This window comes from Coriobacteriia bacterium (assembly GCA_018368455.1).
GTDB lineage: Bacteria > Actinomycetota > Coriobacteriia > Coriobacteriales > UMGS124 > JAGZEG01.
Genome location: JAGZEG010000002.1, coordinates 17,387 through 36,708, shown reverse-complemented (window position 1 = coordinate 36,708; position 19,322 = coordinate 17,387). Strand labels below are relative to the sequence as shown.

Genomic DNA, 19,322 nt, shown 5'->3' with positions numbered 1-19,322 from the left:
TCGGACGACGACAGGGTTTCGGACCTCCGTGCAGGGATGTGATGCCCCCTGCTGAGCGATAGTGCCTAACTCAGTACAACAAACGTGCAACAGCGCCCGACGCTTGGCTGCATCGCCAACGCTAGCTAGCTCGGATTCTGTCCTGTCGGCGCTTGCTTGCCCGCCCAGGGCCGAGGGGATCCCGGCTTTGCGCTAGAGTGTAGCGAGACCACAATTCGTCCGTTGCCCGCATGCGCGCTTTTGCGGAGGAGAGAGCATGACCCCTGCCTCGTATCTGAGCGAGTACATCGAGTTCGCGCAGACGCTGAGCTACGCGGAGGCGGCGCGGGCGCTCTACATATCGCAGCCCACGCTCCGGGCCCACATCAAGGCGCTCGAGTCCGAGATCGGCGCTCCTTTTACGGCGCGCCACGGCGGCAGGCTGCACTTGACGTCGACAGGCAACTTCGTGCTTGAGCGGGCACGCGAGGTCGTGCGCTACACAGATGATGCCTTCGAGTCGTGCCGCTCGTTTGCGCGCAACCATGCGTCCATCATGGTGGGCGATATCAGCGTCCCTGAACTGCTGGACTGCGTGGAGCGGACTCGCCTGGCGTATTGCTCGCTCCACCCGGAGAAAAGCATCGACATCCGCATCTCGTCGCGGATGAGCTCGAACCTCGAGGCGGTGTGCGGCGGTGACGTCGACCTCATACTGCTGCCCCGCGTGCCTGTTGATAACGTAGCGACCGGTCGCCTTGATGCGCAGCTTCCCGAGGGCTTTCGCTGGGAGCTCATCAAGTCGACGCGGCTGCTGTTCTGGGCGGGCGGCTCCTCTTCCTTGCGCCGCCTTTCGACCATTCGGGCTGCCGACCTGTCGGGCCGAACCCTGCTGATGGGCACTACCGACAACATGGGGCGTGCGGGCGAGGTCGTCCAGCAGGAGCTCGCCCGACACGGCGTCGACATCTCCTTGGCCTACGAGCCGTTCGACGGGTACTCGGAATACCTGTTCTCCGGCTCCCCCGACTCGTTTGGCCTGAGCATCGGCGAGGCAACGAGGCCGCCTGGCGGGGCGTTTTTCTTCGAGCTGGCGGACCTGCCCATAGCTTGCGAATTGTATCTCCTGTTTGATACCGGTTGCCTGAGGGAAGATGGCGACACCTTTTTCGAGACGCTGGCGGAAGATCTTCGCAGCGCTCTTGCGTGACGCGTGACGCGGCCACGACGCCAGGCGCGGCGTCCCGGTGACATGCCCCCGGGATGCCGCGCTTCGAAAAAGTAAGTTGCGCAAGAAAGAAAATTTACTGCGCTCACTTTGCCTTCTTTACGGAAATTATCGATAAATTCCGCTGTCGCCGGCTGCGATAAGCTGGGACTGTCCTTCCGAGCGGATCTCGCGCTTTCCGCCTGCATGGAAGGACGCGCCTATTTCGGTATATGCCGGCTGACGCCTATCGGGGGATGGGTTTTGCTGCGGCCGGCTGAAGAAAGGGGACTGCTGTGAGTGCTGAGATGAATCGGGGAAGCGCCGGCGAGGCTTCTGCTTTGACGCGCCGTGCTTTCATGGCGACGGCTGCCGCGGGAGCCGCGCTTGCCGGAGGTGGCCTGATGGCCGGTGACCCGAGCGTTGCCGGTGCTTCCGAGGCGAAGCCTTCCGATGATGCCGACGCTGAGGCGAAGGCTGCGTTTGAGGCCGAGACCCAGCCCATCGCGCCGGTCGAGGCTCCCGCTTCCTGGGATGTCGAGGCGGATGTCGTCGTCGTGGGCTCGGGCGCTGGTGGCATGGTGGGCGCGTTGCGTCTGGCCGAGTACGGCTACTCGGTCACGCTGCTCGAGAAGGACACGCTGATCGGCGGCGCCTCCCGTTACGCGGGCCACTTTGTGAACTTCGGCGGCCATAAGCTTGCCAACGAAGAGGAGTGGGCCCTGCCGTCCTATCCGTACGAGCCGCGCAAGGTCGTCGAATACCTCAACGACATGTGGGGCATGAGCGCCAACACCAACCTGCTCTACGCCATGGCGACCGAGGGCCCGAAGTGCATCGATTGGATGGCCGACTACCTCGGCGTTCCCTGGGAGCCGTACGTCAATATGGGGAACCTGCACTTTGCAGGGCAGATTACCGAGAACAATTCCATCATGATCAACGACTACTTCTTCACGTACCTCACGGAGAAGGCCGAGGAAGCGGGCGTCGATATCCGTCTCAACACCGTTGCGACGGCGCTTGTGGTCGAGGACGGCACCGTTACGGGCATCAAGGCAACGGACGAGGACGGGTCGGAGATCTACCTGCACGGCGCCAAGGGCGTACTGCTCACTGCAGGTGGCTTCGAGATGAACCGCGCCATGCTCAAGAAGTACCTCCCCTCCATCGTGGACGGCCTTGCCAACGTGCCGTGCCCGCCGTGCAACACGGGCGAGTGCATCCGCATGGGCCTGGGCGTCGGGGCCGACATCGCCGGCCTGGACTGCTCGGGCAGCTACGACGGCGGCGTCGAGTGGCAGGAGTACGGCGAGTACGACACGCGCATGACGTTCCACGTCAACAAGGATGGCAACCAGGTGCTGCGCCAGCCGTGGCTGCGTTTTAACCGCATGGGCGAGCGCGTGCCGTGGCTTACGACGTTCGGCCAGAACTACCCGTACGCCACCCTGTCCGATTCGGGCAGCGTCACCGCTCTGACCGATGGGGCGACTGTCGAGATCACCCAGCCGGGTGGCCGCGTGTTCGTGTGCTTCGACTCCAAGTACGAGGACGTGCTGACGAGTGGCACGTTCAAGGAAGCGGTGTGCCGTGCCATCAAGGTCGTGCCGGACGATGACCCGCTCATTGACCGCGTGCCCGAGTACCAGCGCGACTGGCGCACGGGCTTCCAGATGATGCTCGACGCGGGCGCCGTGAAGAAGTGCGACACGCTCGAGGAGCTCGAGGAGGCGCTGGGCCTGCGCAAGGGCGTGCTCGTGGAGCAGGTCGAGAAGTGGAACGCGGCGTGCGAGGCCGGCGAGGACTACGTGGCGACGTACCCGTACGATCCCTCGTGGCTCATCCCCATCACCGAGCCACCGTTCTACGGAGCCAAGCTTGGCGGCAACATCTTCACGACGAAGTGCGGCCTGCGCGTGAACCCGCAGATGCAGGTTATCGACACGGAGGGCGCTGTCATTCCTGGTCTGTACGCGGGCTTCCACACGGCGGGCGGCTCAAACGGCGAGTGCAATATCTCGGGACGGCCGTACGCGGGGCTCTACGGTGACGTGGGTACCTCGTTCGTTGGCGGCTTCATGGCGGCTGACGGCATCGCTCGCGCCGACGGCAAGGATGCGCTGGAGTAGGCGCGCGGCTCGCCTCTGCTGAGGGGGGGCGTTTCCAAGCTAAGTGACCGGCCCCGCACGCCCGTTATCGGCGCGTGCGGGGCCGGGCATATTTGGGACGCGGGCGCTCGGGTTACGGAGTGCGGGCGCGTGGGCCGAGGCTGACGCTGAGGCTGGTGCTAGACCGGGGGAGACGGGCGGCCGAGGTCGAGTGCGGGGTTGGACGCCGGAGCAGGCCCGGTGCCGTGGTGGGTGCCGGTGCTGCGGGACACTGGGATGAGCGCTGATGTGAGGCTGAGACCGGGCAGTTTTCGCGGTTGTGCTAGGTCTTGTAAAACCCGAGGCTGGAAATGGGCGCGGATTGCGGCTGTGCGAGGTTTGCGCGGCTTTTTCGCGTACGAAATGGGGAAGATACGGCTCGCACGGCCCTCTCACCTGCTGGTTTCTCGGGACGTCCGCGCACACGCGGCAAGACCGGGCTTGCAAACCTAGCATAACCGCCGTTTGGGGCCATTTTTGGGCGTCGATTTTACAAAACCCAGCACAACCGAAAAGATTGACCTGCGGTCTGGGGCGCTTACTACAGGCGGCAAAACAAGTCGCCCCGACCAGCGGGCCTTCGTGAGGCTTGCTGGCCGGGGCGCTGGAGCTAGCTTCCGAGATGCTTGCGGGGCTTTACTTCCCGATGTACGCCTTCGCCGCTTCCTCGGCGAGGCGGCCGGAGTTGATGGCCCACGAGGCGCAGGAGCCGGCCGCGATGCCGGCGTCGTAGGCGTCGCCGTAGAATCCGCCCGCGTCCATGCCGCCCATGTACAGGCCGGGCACCGGATTGCGGTTCTCGTCGAGCGCCTCGCACTTCGTGGAGATGCGGATGCCGCCCACGGTGCAGAAGTAGCCGTTCTGGACCTCGAACAGGTAGAACGGGCCCTCGTCGATGGCGATCATGAACTCGTCAGCCTTGTCGAACTGCGTGTCCTTGCCGCCGGCGCACATCTCGTTGTACGCATCGACGCTCGCTGTGAGCTTTTCGGGGTCGAGGCCGGCTTTCTCGGCGAGCTCGGCCACGGTGTCGGCCACCCAGATGTGCTCGTTGCCCTCGTCGATGAGCTCCTGCAGGTCGCTCTTGAGCGTCGTCAGCGGGATGCCCGTCTCGCAGTAGACGCCGACCTGCAGCTGCACGCCGTCAGCCTCATACATGTCGAGGAACTTCTGGCTGAGCAGCGTGTACACCGTCTTCTGGCTCTTGTGCGCCATGCCGGCGAACGGGAAGTTGCGGTGGAACATGTCCTCGGCGACGAAGCGCTCGCAGTGCTCGTTGAGCCACAGGACCGGCTGCAGCGACGTGGCGGCCTGCACGGGCGTGCCGTACGTCGTGCCGTACAGGATGGGGCCGTACCAGGCAGCGGTGCCGGGCGCGGGGGCCATGATGGCGCCGGCGTGGCGCGCCATGCGGATGCCATCGCCGTCGCGCCCGTTAGAGCCGGCGGGGCAGACCGTCTTGGGGTCGACCTCGGCGAGCTGCTTCATCATGTTCATGTTGTTAGCGTAGCCGCCCGTGCCGATGATGACGGCCTTGGCGTCGAACTGGATGACCTCGCCCTCCTTGTCGACGGCCAGCACGCCGGTCACAGCGCCGGACTCGTCGGTGATGAGCTGCTTGGCCGGCGTCTCATAGCGGATGTCGAGGCCGATCTTCTCCGCGTACGCCGTGAAGCTCACCATGAACTGGGCGCCGAGGCCCTCGGAGCGCACGCCGGCGTAGAGGTGCCACGTCGGGTCGGACTCGCCGAGCGCCACGACCTCCTGGAAGCCGACACCCTTGCTCTCGAGCCAGTCGATGGTCTCGGCCGTCTTGTTGAAGAACGTGTGGTACAGCTCGGCGTCCGGCACGTAGTGGTGGTACGTCATGAGGCGCTCGACGATCTCCTCGACGTCGATCTCGATGCCTGCCTCCTTCTGCCAGTGCGAGCCCACGGCGAACATGCCCTCCGAGCCGGGGAACGTGCCGCCGGCGAGGCCCTTCTTCTCGAGCACGACGACGTCGAGGCCGTCCTCGAACGCCTGGATGCCGGCCGCGAGGCCCGTGCCGCCGGCGCCGATGACGATGAGGTCGTGCTGCTCGGTCTTCGTTGGCGCGCCGACCTCCTCGACGACGTTCGTGTAATCGATGATCGTCGGCTCCTTGCCGTCAGCGGCCGCGTCGACGTAGTCGGTGCCGGAGTAGGAGTCGGTTGCGGCTGCCTTGTCGGCGGCCTCGGAGGCCAGGGCGCTCGAGGCGGCGGCGCCCATCGCGACGGCGGCACCGGCGGCGCCGGCTGCCTGGACGAAGCTCCTGCGGGTGATCTCCATGGTCGGTCCCCTTTCGTGGGAGGCGTGCGGTTGGGGTGCGCTTGCGTTGCGAGATGGCCGCGACGACGTGCACCCGCCTTCGTGAGGCGCCGCGGGTGGCGACGCCCTCGTGAACGCTGCCCACAGTAGGCCGCAGGGACTCGCGGACGCCAGCAACTCCTCGTTGGGTGCCCTGAAAGTAAAAGTTGATTGCGTCCGGCGTCGCAGGTGAGAATATGTGCGCGAGCACGAAAGACCGTCCGGGTATGCGGAGCGCGTGCGAGGCGCAAAGGGGTGCCGATGAACTGGAACCAGATGGACTACTTCATGCTCGTCTATCGCGCGGGCAACTTCGCGGCGGCCGCTCGCCAGGTGCCGATGTCCTCGCAGGGCATGGCGAAGGCAGTGCGCGCGCTCGAGGGCGAGCTCGGCGTGAGTCTCTTCGTCGCGGGGGAGGGCGGCTTGCTGCGCCCGACGGAGTACGCCAGGGAGTTTGCCGCCTTCTGCGAGGAGTGCGCCGCCGTGCGGGGTCGGCTTGACGAGCGCTTTGCCCGCCTGCGTGGCGAGGAACGACGGACGATTCACCTCGCGGCCGCCATCGGCGCCTTCGGTCTGCTGGGCATGGAGTTCGTCTCGGAGTTCTGCCGTGAACACCCGGGTATCGAGGTGCTGTGCGATGACCTGCCCGACATCCGGGTAGACGAGGCACTGTTCGATGGATCCGACGAGCTCGGCCTGACGGTGGCGCCCGTAGCCGAGGGCCTGCAGACGACGCCGCTGTGCTCGTGTGACCGCTGCGTCTGGGTGCGCGCCGACGATTCGCTGGCAAGCCGGCACCGCGTGACGGTCGCCGATCTGGACGGGCGCGCCGTGGCGCTGGTGGGCCCGCTGTTCAAGAACTACGGGCAGCTTCTCGCCCTGCTGGAGGAGCAGGGGGTGCGTCCTGCCGAGATCGTGACGTCGTCCGAGATGATGTGGCTGCACCAGTACGCCCACGACGGGCGAGGCGTTGCGTTCACGGCGCGCTCCGTGCTCCCGCTCTATGCGGACGATGCGTCGGTCGTGGCGCTGCCCGTCGAGGGGATGCCCTACGAGATCGGGATCTCGTGGCGAGCCGACCACGAGCTCGACGATGCTGAGCAGGCGTTCGTGGGCGCATGCGTCGCCCGGGCTCGTCCCACGCTGTCGAGCCGTCTGCGCGGGCTGTTCTCGCCGCGGGCGTAGGTGGTCATCGCAGGGCCGGGGTCTCTTGGCGCGCAGGTAACAAAAATGGCAGCGGGCCGTTACGCGACGTGGGGGAGGTCGCCGGCCCGCTGCCTCAAGGGGAATGCCAGACGTCGAGGCGGTAAGGGGGAACGCCTGAGTCGGCTTGGGGTAGTCGTTGTCAAGAGCGCCGCAGGTGGACGTGGATGCGCCAGAAGCGCGGATCCCGCTCAGCACGAGGCCTGCGTGCCCGTCCTGCGTTGCTGAACCCTATGATGCCGTGCTGCGGCCCGCTGTGCGATACCCGAATAGGGTTAGATTTAAAAATGGCTGTTTACCTGCGGTTATTGCTGTGAATTTCCCTTCACAACTCACTGAATACCCCCGGTGTCATGCGAAAGGGGTGAGAGCGGGAGAGAGGCCTCAGGCCTGCAGGTTGAGAGGGTCACCTACATCGTCCTACCGCCTCAGGTGTCTCTCATAAAAATAGATGAGAGATACCCAGTAAGGGTGTCGCGTCCTCTTTTTGGGGTGATGCGAGGGTTATGGCTATTTACGAGGTGCCTTGGGCTACGCGGGACCGGTCGTTTCCGTTTCGGGTTCCACGCCGATCATCTCGTAGAGCTCCTCGCGGCTATGGACGCCGAGCTTTTTGTAGATGCGGCTCGTGTGCGCTTTGATCGTGCCGCGCGCTACGAACAGATTTTCCTCCATCTGAGCCATAGGCACGCGCCTCGCCATGAGCTGGAGGATCTCCTCCTCGCGGTCGGACAGGCCGCGGGCTTTCGACAGGTCGGACACGCGCAGCGAGAGCTGGCCGGCTGCGAACGGGTCGGGCCGCACGGGCGTGTCGAGCTCGACGTCGGGCACTGCGCCGCTTGCTCCCTCGTGCAAGTCGATGCCCCAGCGAGCGGCGAGGCTCTTCTCGGAGAGCACGATGGCGAGAAACGCCACGAACACGATGACGGCCACGCCGATGTGGACGATCTGGTTCGCCCCGGTCGGCAGCACGGTGGCGGCAAGAACGTACGTGCCCCAGCCCAGTGTCTCCACGATGTAGCGAATGCCGCGCTCGATGCCGTTGAGCCACGTGGCGTTGATGCCGAAGCGGTACGTGATGTTCGAGAGGACGATCATGATGAACATGGACATCATCGTGTAGCCGCCGTCGAAGAACAGAGCCGTGGCCTGTGGGTGGTCGCCGACACCAAGCAACGGGGTCACGAGTAGCGATGCGGCGCACACCAGGGGGAACGCGACGCGGTAGATCGTGTCGAAGTTGAACCAGCGCGACGTGGACAGCGAGCCGAGTATGACGAACACACAGGCGAGCACGACACCGATGACGTTGCCGGCAACCATCGGGGCGCCGGGCATCGTGGCGAACTGCATGGCAAACGTGCAGATGGCCATCAGCACGATGGGCTTCCAAGGGATGACGGAGCCGCGGATGAGCTCTCCCTCGTGAGGGCGCTCCGTGTGAGGGAGGCTCGAGATGGAGCGGTGCGCCGAGCCGAGCGACGCGAGGGGCAACACGATGGAGAACACGGAGATGTAGGCGGGCTCGAGCCCCATGAACAGCCAGAAGAACGCCTCGCCGAACAGGATGGCGGCGCCGTGGTAGATGGCGACGCGCATTGGGTTGAGCGCGCCGAAGAACTCGCACCAGATGAGGATGAGGATGCCCAGCCCGCCGCCGGCCGCCGCGAGACTGACGGTCTTGCCGAGCGCGAGCGCCGTCATGACGGGAGACGCCTCCGCCGCAAACGCGACCGGGCTCGGGATGCCGAGCGCGAGCGGGAGGGCCTGCGCCGTGATGACGAGGCCGAGCGAGCCTAGCGTCATGGACGCCCCGCACGCCAGTAGCGCGTGCCTGTTCGACCACAGCGGCGCGGCTTTGCGGGCGAGCGCGGCGCAGGTGAACGAGACGACGCCGATGCTCGCTTCGAACAGGGCGTAGTCGGGATAGTCTAGGCCGGGGAACGCCCCGTAGCGAAAGAACGTCGCGATCCACGCACGATAGAGCCCAACGCCCAAAAAGGCGAGCGGCACCATGCTGAGGCGTGCGAACATCGTGCGCCAGCGTGTCAGAAACTCGCTCATGTCTCGCTCGCCCCCTCTCATGCCTGATGAGTCATGCCTGGAATCGCATTGTCTCGCACCTTTGCGAGGCTCGGTTGACACCGGCATTTACCTGCAGGGTTACAACAATAACCCAACGTTGGGGTTACGGCGAGGGCCGATATGGGTAGGCTACGAATCAGTCGGCCACAGGCAGTGGCGACTTCACCCACAGGACGCGTCTGGCCCGCACAGGACGGGCCGCGCGGTAATGACGGGCGTGGCGTCGCACCGGACGCTGGGGAGTGTCCGGTTGTCACGACCGCCTCAAAGAAAGGGGATTCACATGGCTTTCGAGAGCACTCGCCGTACGTTCCTCAAGGGCACCGGTGCGGGTATCGCCGCCGTCGCGGCTGCCGCCGCCATCCCGGGTATGGCTCTGGCCACTGAGGGCTCCGCGAGCGGCGACGCCTCCGCTGCCGGTTCCGTGAAGGACGGCACCTACACCGCCGCTTCCCGCGGCAAGCACGCCCCCGTCAACGTTGAGGTGACGGTCAAGGACGGCAAGATCGCCGACATCAAGATCACCGAGAACGAAGAGATGCCCGGCATGGTCGAGTCCGTCGAGAAGGTCATGCTGCCGCTCATCATCGACAAGCAGACGCTCAATGTGGACAACGTCACGGGCTCCACGATTACGAGCAACGCCGTGCTGCTTGCCGTGACCGACGCGCTTAAGCAGGCCGGCTTCGACACCGACGCCCTGTCCAAGGCCGACCACGCCACGCCTGTCTATGAGGCTCCGGCTACGACGGATGCCGACGTCATCGTGCTCGGTGCTGGCGGCGCTGGCCTGTCTGCTGCCCTGACGGCTGCCGAGGCCGGCAAGTCGGTCATCGTGCTCGAGAAGCTTCCGAGCATCGGCGGCAACACGCAGATTTCCGGCGGCGGCATGGCGGCGCCTCAGAACTGGCTGCAGCAGGAGGAGGGCATCGAGGACTCGCCCGAGCTGTTTGAGAGCGACATCATCGCCGGCGGCGACGACACCGACCAGGATCACGACCTCATCAACATCCTCGCTACGACCGCCCTCGCCTCGGCTGAGTGGCTGCGTGACGAGCACAAGGTCAACTTCGACCACCTCAGCTTCTTCGGCGGCCACAGCGTGAAGCGTTCGCTCGTCCCCGAGGGCGAGTCCGGCGCCAAGATTACCTGGCCGCTCAAGAGCGACGCCGAGAGCAAGGGCATCTCCATCTACACGAGCATGCGCGCCACGGAGTTCGTGCAGGCTGACGACGGCTCCATCAAGGCCGTGAAGGCCGAGACGCCCGACGGCCAGAGCTACGAGTTCACCGGCAAGGCGTTCGTGCTGGCGACGGGCGGCTTCGGCTCCAACGTCGAGATGCGCATGAAGTACAACCCCGACCTGGACGAAGGCGTGCACTCCACGGACACCGTGGCCACGACCGGTGACGGCATCACGATGGCCGAGGGCATCGGTGCCGGCTTTGTCGGTATGGACTGGATCCAGACCTACCCGACGTGCGACCCGGTGACTGGCGCGCTGCTCTACATCTATGACATGCGCCTTGACGACCGCGGCATTCTGGTGAACGAGGAGGGCGACCGCTTCGTCGAGGAGCTCGAGCGCCGTGACGTCATCTCCAACGCTATCAAGGCTCAGACCAACGCGTATGCCTACCTGTTCTGGGACGAGAAGGGCGTCGAAGAGACGAAGCTGTTCGACAATCACCCCGGCGAGGTCAAGATGGGCTACGACACCGGCACCCTGTTCAAGGGCGACACGATCGAGGAGGTCGCCGAGGCTGCGGGCGTCGACCCCGCCGAGCTCGCCAAGACGGTCGCGCACTGGAACGAGATGGCTGCCGCTGGCAAGGACGACGACTTCAACTACCGCTCGACGATGAACACGTTCGAGACGGCGCCGTACTATCTGGGCCGCTGCGTCCCGTCGGTGCACCACACGATGGGCGGCGTGCACATCACGACCGACGCCCAGGTCGTGCGCGAGTCTGGCGAGACGATTCCGAACCTGTTCGCGGCCGGTGAGGTCACGGGCGGCATCCACGGCACGAACCGCCTCGGCTCCGACGCTATCGCCGATGTCATCACGTTCGGCCGCATCGCCGGTGCCAGCGCTGCCGAGCTGGCGTAAAGCCAGAAGCTGGCGCGATATAGAGCGCTAACGAAGGGCGCCCGCAGGTCTGAAACGACCTGTGGGCGCCTTTTTGCATGGCGAGGGCCGTGCGGCGGCCAGGAATCGCGCTCGTGTATGGGGGCTCCCGGCGGCTGGAGGCGTGCGCTTTCGGGGGAGCCGGAGCACCGACCGCCCTACCTGCGGTGATGCGAGTGACTTGCGAGTGAGCGTGGCCTGTCGGCGCCCCGGGCTTCTGCTCGCGGGAAGCGGGCCCGTACACGAGTGCCATTCCTGGCCGCGGAACAGCCGTCGACTGACAAAAACGGGCTTGCGGGCAGGGCGGGAGGTGGCGCGCGCCGCCGCGCAGTGGCTGGCGGAGCGCCCGGCGGCGCCTGCGGGTGGGGCGCTCGGGGATGCGAGGCTATGCCATGGCGGCATCGATGCGGTGGATCGCGTCGACAATGATGGGTAGCGCCGGGTTATCGCTGGAACTTGGGTAGATGGCGTAGGCGATGACCTGGTAGTCTGCCTCGGTAAGGCGGACCATCTGTTGATGGCGCCATCCCAGCCGGATGCTCGACATGTAGTCTGCGTAGCTGCGCTCGGTGAAGAATGCCACGCTGTCGGGGTTCATGCCCGAGAAGTACTCGAAAAAGTGTTCGCTTGACGAGTCGCAGTAAACGCTTTCGGTCTGCAGATCGATGCCCATATCCGCAAAAAGACGCTTCACTGCCAGCGGGAATGCGCCCTGATCGGTATCGGTTGGCATGGCTAGCCGCCAAAGGGCGACGTCGCGCAGCGTGGGATGCTCGACGTCGAGCAGGGGGTGGCCAGACCGCGCTCCAAAGACCAGGGGCGAGACGTCGGAGGAAAGCCGCAGATAGGTGAGGTCTGGTTGGCGTTCGAGGAATTCCTGCCCATCGACGGTAACGGTGCGCACAAAGCCTACGTCGATCTCGCCTGTGGCGATGAGGTGGGCATCGTCTTCGTTTACGCGGACAAAGCGCACGTCGATCTCGGGGTGGCTTGCGGCCATTTCGTCAAGTAGGCCAGCGAAGATGCTGGTGAATGAGCCGGTGCCATAGTCGCGGATGCGCACCTGGGCAGAAGGTCGAGAGCTCAAGCTGTCAAGCTCGCGCATCATGCGCTCATAGGCTGAGATGATGTCGTTCGAGCCGCGTAGAAACACCTTGCCCGCCGGCGTGAGCGTAAGCGGTGTCGTGCGATTGACGAGTTGCCGTCAATTGTCTGAGCGACAACGGTTGCGGTGTCGGCGTCGTAGCCCATCTGGGCAGCCAGATCCTCGATCGTGTCGGCTGTGATGATCCAGCCCTTTGCAATCTCCTCGGAGCTGTCCGCCGACCAAGTCTGATTGATGGGGCCGAGATCCTGGATGCTCTGATCCCACACATCCCAGAACGTGGCGGGCAGACTGGCGTTTCGATACTCGCCGTTGACGTTGACCTTTCCGTGATGGGCGCCTCCGTCAAAGGCGCGGGTGCCGTCGGGGCCGATGTAGAGGCCCTTGCCGCCGCCAAACGCTCCAAAGCCGAACGTTGCCGTGCGGGTCTCCTCGTTGTAGAACTCGCCGTTGTTCGTGACGACGTTGCTCATATGCCACAGCGCGGCGTTGATCTCGAGGGCCATCACGATGCCGTCGCCCTCGTTGTAGTGGACGCTGCCGGTGGACGGCCAGAGCTTGCGCTGCGTGTAATCCTGCTGGATGCGGGGATTCTCCTCGTAGCCTCCGCACGTCAGCACAACGCCGTTCTTTGCACGGATTGCGACGTCCTGACCGGCAACCTGAGCGATGACGCCGTGGACGATCTTGGTGGCCGGGTCCTGGATGAGGTGCTTGGCCGGAGCCTCGTACCATACGTCGATGCTGTCGGCGCGCTGAGTGACGTTGTCCTTGAGGAGGTTGTAGCAGGCGCCGTTGCCGCCGAACGAGTGGGGCGGGTTCATGCCGTTGGAGCCGTCGATCGTGACGGGAACGAACGAGCTGACGCCGGGGAAGTCGGGATACTCGGCGTACTCGAACGGAGTGACTGCCGGGGCGCCGAGTGACTCGAGCCACGCCTTGTTTTCGAGCATGCCGTCGAGGTAGACGTCGAGGATTGCGTCAGAGGGGGAATCCCAATCGCCACGCAGGGCCTCGAAGTAGGTGCGGACGCCCTCCTTGTCCTCGGTCGTGCAGACCCACTGCATGCAGATGTTGGAGTTGCCACCGGCATAGCCTTCGGGAGCCTTTTCAAGCAGCAGGACCTTGGCACCCTCGTCGGCGGCCGTGATTGCCGTGGCCGCGCCAGCGCCGCCGAAGCCGACGACGATAACGTCATACTCGGCGTCCCAGGAACGCGTGAGCTCGAAGGCATCGGCGTCTGCGGAGGCTTCGGAGGCGGAGGAACCGGTCTTCTCGCTGGCGTGGGCGGCGGCCGGCGCGAGGGCGGCAGCGCCTGCGATGCCGGTGGCGACGGCCCCGGCGACGAACGAGCGACGGTCGAGCGATGAGCTGGCGATGTTCGATGCCATGTGCGGATTCCCTTCCTTGCGACTGGGGCGCGTGGATTGCGATGAGAGGATTGCGTGGAACCGTCGCGATGGCAGTGTCACGCGGCCTCCTCTTGCTGCCGGCCCCTTTTCCGGCGCGCGCCTCGAGTCGCACGATACCTCCGTGGGTCTCCGTGACCCAAACACGTCATGCGGGGGCGCTGGCTACGCAGGCTGCGTGGGCGTATCGCATAAGTTGCGTAATACTCACAACGAATGCAAGTGGGGCGGAGGTGCCGAAAAATCCCTAACGAAACTGCCGAAAACGACCTAATGGAACTGCCGAAAAATCCCTAACGAATGTGCCGAAAACGCCCTAATTGACGGTATACTTGCAGGTAGAAACTCATGAAAGGAACCTCATGGCTTTGACGCCTCAAGGATACCGATTGCGTTACGTCGACAGAGAGATCGAAAGGTCCCTCCGTGTCTTTGGCGCCGTTTGCGTTGAAGGCCCCAAGTGGTGCGGAAAGACCTGGGCATCGCTCAACCATGCCCAGAGCGTGTTCTATGTTGGGGATCCGTCAGGTGGATTCCAGAACAGGGATATGGCAGAGCTTGATCCTCGGCTGGCTTTGTCGGGTGACGAACCTCATCTTATCGACGAGTGGCAAGAGGTTCCTCCGCTTTGGGATGCCGTGCGCTTTGAGGTTGATCGCACCCAGCGCACGGGAAGGTTCCTGCTCAGCGGCTCGTCGACCCCTCAGTACAAAGGTGTGATGCATAGCGGGACGGGAAGAATCGACACCATCCGGATGCATCCCATGTCCCTGTACGAGTCGGGCGATTCAACGGGCGATGTCTCCCTGGCGGGCATGTTTGAAGGTCCCATACAGGCTCTTCGGACGGGAGATGTCCCACTGGAACGTCTTTGCCATCTTATCGTGCGTGGCGGGTGGCCGGGCAACCTCCAGGCTCCTTCTGAAGGAGAGGGGGTCGTCCCTGCTGGCTATCTACGCCAGGTTATTGAGCAGGATGTGGGGAGGATTGGCGATAGGGAGCATGATCCGCGTAAGATGGGCCTGCTCGTTCGTTCCTTAGCACGCAACGAGAGTACGTTGGCGAGCAACGCAACGCTGCGCCGTGACATGCGGGAATTTGATGACGAGACGCTGGCCGAGGATACGGTTGCCGAGTATCTCGAGGCTCTATATCGGCTATTCGTCATTTATGACCAGCCGGCATTCAATCCAAACATGCGCTCGTCCGTGCGTGTCGGAAAGAAGCCCAAGCGCCATCTTGCAGATCCCTCCCTTGCTGCTGCGGCGTTGCGTGCCACGCCGTCGCGCTTGATGGGAGATCTCGAGACGCTCGGCTTTCTATTCGAAGCCCTCTGTGAGCGTGATCTGCTTGTGTACATACGGGCGTCAGGTGGTCGCCTTTATCATTACCGTGACGGGAATGATCGCGAGATCGATGCCGTCGTCGAGCTTCCCGATGGCCGTTGGGGCGCAATTGAGGTGAAGCTGGGTGCCAACCAGATCGATGCTGCCGCTGCCTCTCTGCTCAGGATGCGCGATGTTTTCGAAGCGGAGCCGCGGGCCACGACGCCGACCTTTCTGGCCGTGGTGTGCGGCATGAGTTCGTTTGCCTATACGAGGCCCGATGGCGTGATGGTGGTGCCAATTACCGCGCTGCGTGCGTAGGGCCTGACATCGGCATACGCTGGCTATATCAAGACGGCACCTTGGGCAACTGCGGGAGAAATAGAGCGCGCCGCCCGCCCTCAGGAATAACCAAGGGCGGGCGGCGCCTCTAGCGAGGAGCTAGCGGGCGCATGGGGCACTCAGCCGCGCCTCACGCCTACTCGGGTCCCAGGGCTCCAGGGCGCAGCCGTGGCGGGCGGCGATGCGGCCCCAGACCATGTTCTCGGCGTTGCCGCCACCGGAGATGCCGTAGGTGTGCTCCTGGAAGTTGCTGATGGAGCCGGCAGCGTAGAGACGCGGGGTGACCTCGCCCTTGGAGTTTGCCTCCGGACCCAGGCGACCCGTCATGCCGTTGGCGTCGAAGATCGTCCACATTGGCACGCGCTCAAAGCCGCAGATCTCGTCGTTGAACAGCGTGTAGGGGTGCCAGCCGTTATGCGGGTCGAAGCGGCCGTTCTCGTTGGCGAAGCGCTTGCCCGTGCGGTCGACGTTGATGTAAGCGTTGCCCTTCGGCGAGCACGAGATGCCGTATCGCGGTGTTGGCGCGCGGATACAGCCTCGCGCGCGTCTGCGAGGAGCTCTCCATCTCGGAGGGCACGGCCATCTCGCACCGCCGCAACGTCTACGCCAAACTCGGTGTCCACAGCCGCGACGAGCTCCTCGATCTTGTTGACGCTGCCGGGGAGTAGCGGAACGCAATTGCGATCTGCGCGCGCGAGTACCTGGGTGCGCCGCCCGTCCGCGAGGCTTTCGGGGGCGGGCGGCGTCATATTCGGCTGCTCGGTTGGGGGCGCGCCCGTGAGGCGGCGTGGTCTCATGGGCGCGCTGGTCTGTTCGGTGGCTCTTATGCGCCGTAGTAGGCCATGGCCTGCTGGGCGGCGATGCGGCCGGTGACGGTGCCCATGCACAGCGACGCGCCGCTCACGGCGTAGCGCATGTAGAACAGCTCGGCGTTGGCGATGGTGCCGGCGGCGTACAGGCCGGGAATGGGCGTGCGCTCGGCATCGAGCACCTCGGCATTCGTGCTGATGGCCAGCGCGCCAAACGAGTCGTTCGTGTTCGGCGTGATCTGGATGGCGTAGAACGGCGCCTGCTCGATGCGCTGCAGGTCCTCGGGCTTCTTGTGGAAGTCGGTATCCTCGCCGGCGTCGCACAGCTCGTTGTAGTGCTCGATCGTCTTCATAAGCGGGTAGGTGGGCAGCCCGGTCTGCTCGGCCAGGTCCTCAAGGGTATCGGCCTTGTTGACGACGCCCAGCTCGACGCCTTCCTCCATCAGCGTCATACGATTCTCGGGCTGCTGGGAGTCACAAATGATGAAGAACTGCTTGCGGCCGCTCTGGACGAACGGCGTGAAGTAGTCGAACTGGCTGGTCATCGACTCGTTGGCGCAGCGATAGGCCAGGTCGGTCACGAAGACGCCCGTGTTCACCATGCGCAGCACCGAGTGCGGGTCGTTGAGCATGAGCGGCTCCTTGCCCACAAGGTGGATCTGCGACAGGCCGCCCTTGAGCAGAATGAGCGCGCCAGCCTGACGCGCGAGCTCGATACCGTCGCCGGTGTTAGCCGGGCTCGAGAACGTGTGCCAGCCCACGGTGCCCGGGGCGTACATCTGCTTGGACCAGTCCTGCCCGTCGAAGCCACCCGAGGCGAGCACGACGGCCTTGGCTGAGATGACGTACTCGGTTGTCCCCTGGCGAGCCACGACGCCGGCCGCCTTGCCGTCCTCCATGGTGATCTCGACGGCGCGTGTCTCCATCATGAGCTCGGCGCCGTGCTCCTGGGCAACGGCCGTAAGCGCGTCGACGAGGCCCGAGCCGCCGTTGGTGGAGACCATGGAGCGGTCGGAGACGCCCTCGCCGGGCTTCTTGTCGAAGTCGCAGCCGTTGCTGACGAGCCAGTCCATCGCCTCACCGCCGCGCTCGGCCACGAGCTGGCAGATCTCCTTGTTGGCGTCGCCGTCGGACTGGTCGAAGTAGAACTGGGCGATCTCGTCGGCCGTGCCGTAATCGGTGTAGCCGAGCTCATCCTGCTTCTTGGAACCGCAGCAATAGAAGTTGCCCGTGCAGATGGACGAGTCGCCGCCCGTGATGTCTCGCTTCTCCAGGACGATGACCTTGGCGCCGGCCAGTGCCGCCTCGGCGGCGGCGCTCATGCCCGCGATGCCCGAGCCGATGACGACGATGTCGGCTTCTCTCGTCTCGGAGGCCTCGGCTGGGATCTCGGCGGCGGCGTAGATGGTGTCGGGCTGGGCGGCGGCAGTGTCGGATGCGGCCGAGGTGGATTTGGCGGTCTCGCTGGCCTGGGCCATGGCCGGGGCGAGCGAGGCGGAGGCGAGGGCGGTGGCGCTGGCGGCCGCAACGCTGCCGGCGACGAAGGACCTGCGCGAGATGACGTGACGTTCCATGGTGGGTTCTCCTTTCGAGTACGTGTTGTGGGCAGCGGAACGTGGCCTGGCAGGCGCGTCCAGCCTGTGCGGTGGGACGCGCCTGGGCGCGGGCCTGCTGCCCCGTGCGGACGCCTTGCAGCATGGCAGGGGCGTGATGCGCGAGGCAGCGCCAAAGTGGGTGGTATGGGCGCCCGGCTGGCCTGCCGTTGCTCGAGGAGAGCCCGGCCAAAGTGGAGGGTTGACGAGGATGGTGGGTCTGCGAACTGGGGTTTGCGAGAGGGGATGGCGGGAGAGCTGTGCTCGGGAATCGAGGTTGCTCCGCGAGCTTCGGGCGGTCTAGCCCTGCTTTCCCCACGTCTCAACGCGATCAATGAGATCCTGCTTGTTAGCGGCGCCGGCCTTTTGATAGACGCCGTGGATGTACCCCTTCACCGTGTTGGGCGAGATGCCAAGCTCCTCGGCGATGTAGGTGCGCGTGCGCCCTTGGCAGATCAGCACGAGCACCTCGGCCTCGCGTTGCGTTAGGCCGTGGGCTTCAGCAAACAGCTGCGAAGAAGAGGGGGCTGGTGGTTGTGATTTCGCTTGTGTGTCAACGACAGGTGGGTATGTCGTTTGCCAGAGGGAGGGGTCGGGCGCGCTGCTGTGCCGATCGCCAGGGAGGGCGGTTGTCTTCGGCATGTCCCCTCGGCTCGCATACATCGCCTCGTTATTGAGGTCCGTCGTGTCGGTCGGGATCGGGTTAGTGCCCTCACTTTGTTTCGCGCTGTCAGCTATCGTGCCGTGCTGCTCGATTAGGCGAACGATGGCGGGGCTTATGGAGAGCACGAAGAGCGAGACGAGCGCGATGGCTGTTAGCCCTGCGCTTGGGTTGCTTGTAGAGAGCGCGTTGGCTCCCATGAGGACGCCGGCAAGGACGGCCGCGGCTCCTAATCCAAGTGCAAGGCTCGTCAGCGCCGTTCTCAGCGAGGGGGATGGGAGCTCCAGGTTTCCTACTTGGGAACGAACGTGCATACCGATCAGGTAGAACGCAATAAACACGAGCGTCACGGCGACGGTAAGAACGGCGGGAGATGAGAGAAAGGGAAGCGCAACAAGCGTAATGGCTACGATGGGAAAGAGCACCCAATAGAGATCGATGGCCTGCCGAGCTGATGGGCGGCGCGTCGTCAAAAGCATGAACCCGGCAGCGATGGCGATGCCGACGATGGCCTGGGCCTCGGTAAGGGCGATGTTGCGTTCGGCAAGGGCGCTGGCCTGGCTGACGGCGCCGAACACGAATGAAAAGACGATGAGGAGCAGCGTTGCTTTGACGAAGTTCGCTGCTGTTGCGGGCCGTGGGCCGTCGGGAGGCTCCTCGTTTGAGGGGTTGTTGGCATGGTCGGGTGTCATTGGGATGCGGATGCTAAGCAGGGCTGCCAAGAGGAGGATTGCTAAGGCAAAGCCCAGCTCGATCGGTCCTGTTGCGACGAAAATGACGCTTGCGATAATAGCCCCAACAAAATAAGAGAGCGCGATGGCACGTGCGTGGGGAACTGCCGCTGTCTGGTACGCAAGTCGTTCGAGCCAGGAGAGTTCTGCTGTGGCGAGGCCGACTCCGATGAGCAGGGCCATGGCGATGGTCTGGAGCAGGCCAAGATCGAATGCATCGATCTGGCGTAGTAGCATAAGTGCATTTCCCAGAAAGGCGCAAAGC

Annotated in this window: 13 protein-coding genes; 6 read left to right on the top strand and 7 right to left on the bottom strand. The window is 64.5% G+C overall.

All coding sequences use genetic code 11. The features are described from left to right. Positions 1 to 256: 256 nt before the first annotated feature. Both KHZ24_01495 and KHZ24_01490 read left to right on the top strand, forming a co-directional pair. The gene (locus tag KHZ24_01495; GenBank protein MBS5449879.1) at positions 257 to 1,189 is read left to right on the top strand and encodes a LysR family transcriptional regulator; all 933 of its coding nucleotides are present in this window, start codon (positions 257 to 259) and stop codon (positions 1,187 to 1,189) included. A gap of 356 nt (positions 1,190 to 1,545) precedes the next feature. Continuing rightward, positions 1,546 to 3,318 (top strand): FAD-dependent oxidoreductase, encoded by a 1,773-nt coding sequence (locus tag KHZ24_01490; protein MBS5449878.1) that lies wholly within the window; start codon positions 1,546 to 1,548, stop codon positions 3,316 to 3,318. 654 nt (positions 3,319 to 3,972) lie between these two features. Here KHZ24_01490 and KHZ24_01485 read toward each other — a convergent pair. Continuing rightward, the gene (locus tag KHZ24_01485) at positions 3,973 to 5,646 is read right to left on the bottom strand and encodes an FAD-dependent oxidoreductase (GenBank protein MBS5449877.1); all 1,674 of its coding nucleotides are present in this window, start codon (positions 5,644 to 5,646) and stop codon (positions 3,973 to 3,975) included. Positions 5,647 to 5,925: 279 nt separating this feature from the next. Here KHZ24_01485 and KHZ24_01480 point away from each other — a divergent pair, with 279 nt between their 5' ends. Further along, positions 5,926 to 6,849 (top strand): LysR family transcriptional regulator, encoded by a 924-nt coding sequence (locus KHZ24_01480; GenBank protein MBS5449876.1) that lies wholly within the window; start codon positions 5,926 to 5,928, stop codon positions 6,847 to 6,849. 549 nt (positions 6,850 to 7,398) lie between these two features. Here KHZ24_01480 and KHZ24_01475 read toward each other — a convergent pair. Beyond that, positions 7,399 to 8,931, bottom strand: coding sequence for a helix-turn-helix transcriptional regulator (locus KHZ24_01475; protein MBS5449875.1), 1,533 nt, complete (start codon positions 8,929 to 8,931; stop codon positions 7,399 to 7,401). A 304-nt stretch (positions 8,932 to 9,235) separates the two neighbouring features. Here KHZ24_01475 and KHZ24_01470 point away from each other — a divergent pair, with 304 nt between their 5' ends. Next, complete coding sequence (locus KHZ24_01470) at positions 9,236 to 11,065, top strand: flavocytochrome c (GenBank protein ID MBS5449874.1); 1,830 nt, start codon at positions 9,236 to 9,238, stop codon at positions 11,063 to 11,065. Between the two features lie 403 nt (positions 11,066 to 11,468). On the opposite strand, the gene KHZ24_01465 is transcribed toward KHZ24_01470, so the two are convergent. Beyond that, complete coding sequence (locus tag KHZ24_01465) at positions 11,469 to 12,191, bottom strand: hypothetical protein (GenBank protein MBS5449873.1); 723 nt, start codon at positions 12,189 to 12,191, stop codon at positions 11,469 to 11,471. Beyond that, on the bottom strand, positions 12,188 to 13,579 hold the full coding sequence (locus tag KHZ24_01460) for an FAD-binding protein (protein MBS5449872.1): 1,392 nt from the start codon (positions 13,577 to 13,579) through the stop codon (positions 12,188 to 12,190). The genes KHZ24_01465 and KHZ24_01460 overlap by 4 nt, the downstream gene beginning before the upstream one ends. A gap of 380 nt (positions 13,580 to 13,959) precedes the next feature. On the opposite strand from KHZ24_01460, the gene KHZ24_01455 reads away from it, so the two are divergent. Next, positions 13,960 to 15,243 (top strand): ATP-binding protein, encoded by a 1,284-nt coding sequence (locus tag KHZ24_01455; protein ID MBS5449871.1) that lies wholly within the window; start codon positions 13,960 to 13,962, stop codon positions 15,241 to 15,243. A 120-nt stretch (positions 15,244 to 15,363) separates the two neighbouring features. Here the strand turns inward: KHZ24_01455 and KHZ24_01450 are convergent, their stop codons facing one another. Then, on the bottom strand, positions 15,364 to 15,624 hold the full coding sequence (locus KHZ24_01450) for a hypothetical protein (protein ID MBS5449870.1): 261 nt from the start codon (positions 15,622 to 15,624) through the stop codon (positions 15,364 to 15,366). Between the two features lie 158 nt (positions 15,625 to 15,782). On the opposite strand from KHZ24_01450, the gene KHZ24_01445 reads away from it, so the two are divergent. Further along, positions 15,783 to 15,932: a hypothetical protein gene (locus tag KHZ24_01445; GenBank protein ID MBS5449869.1), complete on the top strand. Its 150-nt coding sequence runs from the start codon at positions 15,783 to 15,785 to the stop codon at positions 15,930 to 15,932. A 155-nt stretch (positions 15,933 to 16,087) separates the two neighbouring features. Here the strand turns inward: KHZ24_01445 and KHZ24_01440 are convergent, their stop codons facing one another. Together KHZ24_01440 and KHZ24_01435 are read right to left on the bottom strand one after the other, a co-directional pair. Continuing rightward, complete coding sequence (locus tag KHZ24_01440; GenBank protein ID MBS5449868.1) at positions 16,088 to 17,647, bottom strand: FAD-dependent oxidoreductase; 1,560 nt, start codon at positions 17,645 to 17,647, stop codon at positions 16,088 to 16,090. 318 nt (positions 17,648 to 17,965) lie between these two features. Beyond that, positions 17,966 to 19,294 (bottom strand): helix-turn-helix transcriptional regulator, encoded by a 1,329-nt coding sequence (locus tag KHZ24_01435; protein ID MBS5449867.1) that lies wholly within the window; start codon positions 19,292 to 19,294, stop codon positions 17,966 to 17,968. Positions 19,295 to 19,322 lie beyond the last annotated feature (28 nt).